The 6059-nt window shown below is 33.2% G+C and carries 6 protein-coding genes and 1 pseudogene; 3 read left to right on the top strand and 4 right to left on the bottom strand.

Annotation, left to right across the window (positions count from 1 at the left end; all coding sequences use genetic code 11):
- Both WBN21_RS13445 and WBN21_RS13440 read left to right on the top strand, forming a co-directional pair.
- Window positions 1-315, top strand: a pseudogene (locus tag WBN21_RS13445) (F0F1 ATP synthase subunit beta); the annotation flags it as partial.
- A 104-nt stretch (window positions 316-419) separates the two neighbouring features.
- A complete protein-coding gene (locus WBN21_RS13440) occupies window positions 420-698 on the top strand; it encodes a F0F1 ATP synthase subunit epsilon (RefSeq protein ID WP_424201115.1) in 279 nt (92 codons plus the stop codon).
- Window positions 699-788: 90 nt separating this feature from the next.
- Here WBN21_RS13440 and WBN21_RS13435 read toward each other — a convergent pair whose 3' ends face one another.
- The 4 genes from WBN21_RS13435 to WBN21_RS13420 form a co-directional block, all read right to left on the bottom strand.
- Window positions 789-2519 carry a sodium:solute symporter family protein gene (locus WBN21_RS13435; protein WP_424201113.1) on the bottom strand — a complete coding sequence of 577 codons (1731 nt, stop codon included), beginning with the start codon at window positions 2517-2519 and terminating at the stop codon, window positions 789-791.
- 10 nt (window positions 2520-2529) lie between these two features.
- Window positions 2530-3078, bottom strand: coding sequence for a GNAT family N-acetyltransferase (locus WBN21_RS13430; protein ID WP_424201111.1), 549 nt, complete (start codon window positions 3076-3078; stop codon window positions 2530-2532).
- Window positions 3079-3087: 9 nt separating this feature from the next.
- Window positions 3088-3528: a LexA family protein gene (locus WBN21_RS13425; RefSeq protein ID WP_424201109.1), complete on the bottom strand. Its 441-nt coding sequence runs from the start codon at window positions 3526-3528 to the stop codon at window positions 3088-3090.
- 95 nt (window positions 3529-3623) lie between these two features.
- The gene (locus tag WBN21_RS13420) at window positions 3624-4403 is read right to left on the bottom strand and encodes an XRE family transcriptional regulator (protein WP_424201107.1); all 780 of its coding nucleotides are present in this window, start codon (window positions 4401-4403) and stop codon (window positions 3624-3626) included.
- 98 nt (window positions 4404-4501) lie between these two features.
- Here WBN21_RS13420 and WBN21_RS13415 point away from each other — a divergent pair.
- On the top strand, window positions 4502-6059 hold a 1558-nt coding region (locus tag WBN21_RS13415; RefSeq protein ID WP_424201105.1), incomplete at its 3' end, for a PHP domain-containing protein.

Raw genomic sequence — 6059 nt, 5'->3', positions numbered from 1 at the left:
GTAAAAGAGTTATTACAACGTTATAAAGAATTACAAGATATTATTGCTATCCTTGGTATGGAAGAATTATCTGAAGAAGATAAATTAGCAGTTGGTAGAGCAAGACGTGTTCAACGTTTCTTATCTCAACCTTTCCACGTAGCAGAGCAATTTACTGGTATTCCTGGTGTTTTAGTTGATATTAAAGAAACTATTAAAGGATTTAACATGATTATGGATGGTGAATTAGATCGCTTACCAGAAGCAGCGTTTAACCTTAAAGGAACCATTGAAGAAGCTATTGAAGCTGGAGATAAAATGTTAGCTGAGGCATAAGCCGAAGCTAATGCTGAACTTGTTTCAGCATCTTTTAAATTGAATCTTGAATAAACATTAATAAGACCCTGAACTAAATTCAGGGTAGTTAAACAAGTTTAACTATGTATTTAGAAATTGTATCACCTGAAGCAACTTTATTTAGTGGAGAAGTAACTAGTGTTGCTGTTCCTGGAGTAAATGGAGATTTTGAAATGTTAAACAATCACGCTCCTATTGTTTCTATACTAAAAGAAGGCTTTGTGAAAATTTTGGGTAACATTAAGTTAAAAAAAGAAGTTCAAGATAAATTTACTAAAGGCGATAATGGTAGAACATTATTGAAAATAAATTCTGGAACGATTGAAATGAAAGACAATAAAATTATTGTTTTAGCTGATTAAAACATACATTTAATAATATATAAAAAAAGCCAACGTAACGTTTGGCTTTTTTTTATACTCTCATTTGAAGAGCCAATATTCATAATTAGTCTATATAATTTTCTTCCAGTTTTTAATCAATAACAAGCAACACACAACAGCCAAGATAATTAAGCCAACGGCTAACATGGTTTTGCCATAAATGAAATAACCCGTTGCAAATAACACACTATAGGTTCCTATAACACCCAAAAAGAAAGCTAGAACTTTATAGCCTATGTTTTTAAACTTACTTTCATTACCATAAATTAAAGTTTCAAATTTCACTAAAGTTTCGTTATCACTTTGTTTGGTTAATAGTGTCACAGCAACCCAGCCAATAGTGGTAATCACCACACCCAAAACCAATTGCATATGCCCTTCAATTTCAAACCAAGGTGTATCTAACTTGCCATTAATAAAAAATATAACCGCAATTACAAATGAAATAACCATGGCCGCTATTTCGCTAAACGGGTTAATACGTTGCCAGAACCAACGCATTATAAATAATAAACCTGTTCCTGCTCCTATTTGTAATAATAAATCAAAAACATCTTTGGCCGATTTTATATAAAATGAAAATAAGGCAGCACAAACCATGAGTAAAACCGTTGAAATTCTCCCAATTAACACTTTCTGTTTTTCCGAAGCCGTTTTATTAATAAAGCGTCCATAAAAATCATTAACAATATAAGAGCTTCCCCAGTTTAATTGGGTTGAAATAGTGCTCATAAAAGCCGCAATTAAGGATGTTAAAACAATGCCTATTAATCCTGCAGGCAAATATGTCATCATGGCTGCATAAGCAACATCATGACCTTGCATATCAGCATTTAAATTTGGAAATGCGGTATTGATACTTTCTAAACTTGGAAATATGACTAAAGATGCTAATCCAACTACAATCCATGGCCAAGGACGAAGCGCATAATGTGCAAAGTTGAAAAACAAGGTTGCCCAAGTAGCATTTTTTTCATCTTTTGCGGCAAGCATACGCTGTGCTATATAACCACCGCCTCCTGGTTCTGCCCCAGGATACCAAGTACTCCACCATTGTACTGCAAACGGAATAATAAATAATGTAATTAAAGCTTCAGAGTTTGAAAAGTCTGGAAGAATATTGAGTTTATCGGCTACATTCTCATGACTTAATAAATTTTGCATTCCTCCTATTTCTGGAAGATTCACAATATAAATGGTTGCCCAAACGGAACCTACCATAGCTAATATAAACTGAAGAAAATCTGTTATTAAAACCCCTTTTAATCCTCCTAAAGACGAATAAATAACAACAATTATTGAGGAATATAAAAGCGCTTCTTGCTGAGAAATTCCCAATAAAATATTGGCAATTTTAGCGCCTGCTAAACAAACGCCCGCCATGGTAATCACATTAAATATGACGCCCAAATAAATGGCTCGAAAACCTCGTAAAAAACTGGCTGATTTTCCTGAATAACGTAATTCGTAAAATTCTAAATCAGTTGTAATTCCTGATTTTCGCCAAAGTTTAGCATAGAAAAATACGGTAAGCATTCCTGTTAGTAACATAGCCCACCAAACCCAGTTTCCTGAAACGCCATTTTTTCTAACCAGTTCAGTTACCAATCCTGGTGTATCGGCAGCAAAAGTAGTTGCTACCATGGATACGCCTAATAACCACCAAGGCATATTTCTGCCAGATAAGAAAAAATCTGCTGAACTTTTTCCTGCTTGCTTGGATACCCAAACACCTATAAAAAGTGTGATTACAAAAAAAGCGATAATGATACCAATGTCTAAACCTGATAAGTTTACCATAAAAATAATTTTAGTTGATTGTTTTTATATCCCATATAAGAATTTCCCAATCTTGATTTTTTGAACGGTATGAATATAGTTCTTTAAATCCAATTGCATAATGCGCATTAAGGGAACGTGTGTTTGTTTTATCTACCTCTGTGATGATAGCATCATATTCTAAATTTAATTCCTGCTTCATTTTATTATACAAACCTCTAAAAACACCTTGTTTTCTGAATTTTTTATCTACGCATATTTGCCCCATTGCAATGTATTTTAAAGTATCAGGTGTATGGTTTTCTATGTAAGTAAACATCGGTTTTAAAACTGCTATGTCATCTTTAAAATCTTTAACCATAGATATGGCGTAACCAACTACGCTTTCATCATATACTGCAATGATATGAGCGCACTTATCATTCATAGATTTTAAACTTTTGAAATCATGCCGAACCGTTACAAAACCTTCTTGTAGCTTTTCATCTTCTGAAATCGACGTTGGAATATTTTTAAGTTGAAGTTCTAGAATTTGATATAATTCTTCATCGGTAATGGATCTTTTATAAATAATTTCCACAATAAATTATTATACTTTTTTAATGACATTGGTTACAATGCCCCAGATAACAAAATCGTTTGCATCTGTGATTCTAATAATAGGATAATTAGGGTTTTCTGGTTTTAACCATATGCCTTCGTTATCAACTTTTAAACGTTTTACGGTAAATTCACCATCTAAAAAGCAAACAGCTATTTTATTGTGCGATGGTTGTAAACTTCTATCGATTACTAATAAATCGTTATCATCTAGTCCTGCTCCTATCATAGATTGCCCACTTACACGTGCATAAAAAGTAGTTTCTTTATTTTTTACGAGTTCATTATCTAGTGATAAGCGTTGTTGACTAAAATCTTCGGCAGGTGCAGGGAAACCAGCAGAAATTCCTGTGTCATAAAAAACGGCCCCTAAGTTATCTGATTCTTCTGGGTTAAAAATAGTTAAGGGTTCTGATTTATGTAACAGCATCTGGTTATTATTTATGCTAAATATAGCGTTTAAAAATATGTCTTCCTAAGGTTTTTTAGTGGACAACAAATAGGCGAAAACAACGTGTTTAATTCTTAAAAATAGGCTTCGGAACCTTTAATAGATTTCAATTCAACTTTTAAATCCTGAAACATACTCATAATACTGCTTAATTTCAGCTCTTCTTTACTGTATTCTTGGGTGTTAATACAGCAAGTAAACTCCCAAACCTCCAATACATCTTCAAGATGCACACTATATGGTGCATACGCTTTATTATCAGAATGCAATTCCAACTTGTCTTCCTCCTTAATTTTATTATAAACACGCTTATAGACCAAGCCATCATTTTTAGTAAGCACGATGTGTGTACGCCCGTTTTTAATACTTTTAATATCATCTACAAAACGGGCAACAACAAACGACCCATCCTTTACTGGAAGCATAGAATCGCCACTTATTGGAAACGCTCTATGCGTACCCGTAGGTAAAAAAGGAAGTTTTATTTTTTGAAGTTGCTCAATATATTCGGGGTCTGCATACCCTTGAAGATATCCTGCTGATGCTTTGGTGGGAATAATTTCTATTAAATCTTCGTCCATATCACTTACCGTAACGGGAAATAATATGCGCTTATTTCCAACTTCAATAAACGAGGTGTCTTTCGCTTTGCGCAAATCATTCTTCACTAAAATATCTATCGGAATATCGAAGTAATTAGATAACTCAATCAATCGGTCTATAGGTGGTTCTGAACGTCCTTCTTCATAAGAGCCAACCATAGAGCGTGTCCATTTTAGCTCTTCAGCAAAACGCTCTTGCGAAAATTTTTTAAGACTTCGCAAATGCTTAATATTTGTTTGAATGCGCTTCATATTTAAAACAGGCTATTTAAAATTTTAACATTATTTACTACAAATATAAGCAACAAAAACTACAAATAGTAGCTAATTTTGTTAATCCTATAAAAATTATGTATTTAAATTGTCACACATATTACAGCTTACGTTATGGCACCATTGCGCCAAAACAATTGCTTGCCATAGCGGCTGCTAATGGTATAAATACGCTTGCATTAACCGATATTAATAATACATCGGCGTGTTTAGATTTTGTGCGCCTTTCTGATAAATACAACATTAAACCTGTTATTGGTGTCGATTTTAGAAATGGTGCCCAACAGCAGTTTATTTTAATAGCGAAAAACAACAACGGATTTCAAAATATTAATAGTTACCTATCTCATTTTTTACACAATCAAGAGCTACAAATTCCTGAGCAGCCAGAGGAAGACATAGAAGATTGCTATATTATTTATCCGTATCAAAAAACAAAAGATTACCACTTAAAACCTCATGAGTTTTTAGGCATTAAGCCGAAAGACCTCAACGCGCTTAAATTTTCAAAATGGAACAAACTACAGCACAAACTGGTTGTTTTAAAAACGGTTTCGTTTCAAAATAAAAAAGACTTTAACACCCATCGTTTACTTCGCGCTATTGATAATAACAGCTTATTAAGCAAGCTTCTTAAAAGTGAAGAAGGCCAAGAAACGGATAAAATGATGTCTTATAATAAATTGTATGAAACCTATCAAGAGTTCCCAAAACTTCTAGAAAACACAGCGGCTTTATTAAGTAACTGTACCGTTGCATTCGATTTTACACAAGAAACACCTAACAATCAAAAATCGTACACAAAAACAGAATCTTTAGATTATAAATTATTAGAAAATCTGACTTACAAAGGTTTAAAATACCGTTATGAAAATCCTGACGATGTTATTTATAATCGCATCAAGAAAGAATTAGAAATTATTAAAGAGAAAAACTTTGTTTCTTACTTTTTAATCAATTGGAAAATTATAAAATACGCCAGAAGCAAAGGCTATTTCTACGTTGGCAGAGGTAGTGGCGCCAATAGTATTGTTGCCTATTTACTGCGAATTACAGATGTTGATCCTATAGAACTCGATTTATATTTTGAGCGTTTTATAAATCTGTATCGAAAAAATCCGCCCGATTTTGATATTGATTTTTCATGGACAGACCGTGATGATATTACTGACTTTATTTTTAAAACCTTTAAAAATACAGCGCTTTTAACGGTTTATAATACTTTTAAATTCAAAGCTTCAGTTCGTGAATTAGGTAAGGTTTTCGGCTTGCCTAAATCTGAAATGGATGTGCTTACCAGAGGCAGATACAATATTAATAGTTTAGACAAATTATCGCAACTTGTTTTAAAATACAGCGAATACATTCAAGGGTTTCCAAACTATTTGGGCATTCATTCCAGCGGTATTATTATTTCAGAAAAACCTATTCATTATTATACAGCAACCTTTTTACCGCCTAAAAACTATGCTACCACACAATTTGATATGGTGGTTGCAGAAGATATTGGGCTTTATAAATTCGATATTTTAAGTCAGCGAGGACTCGGAAAAATTAAAGACACGGTAGCCATAGTAAAGCAGAATCACCCAGAAGATGCCCCTTTTGACATTCACGACATTAAACGCTTTAAAG

The organism is Algibacter sp. (assembly GCF_049667265.1).
Taxonomy (GTDB): domain Bacteria; phylum Bacteroidota; class Bacteroidia; order Flavobacteriales; family Flavobacteriaceae; genus Algibacter_B.
The sequence above is the reverse complement of the archived record's forward strand: the minus strand, read 5'-3'. Positions and strand labels throughout refer to the sequence as shown.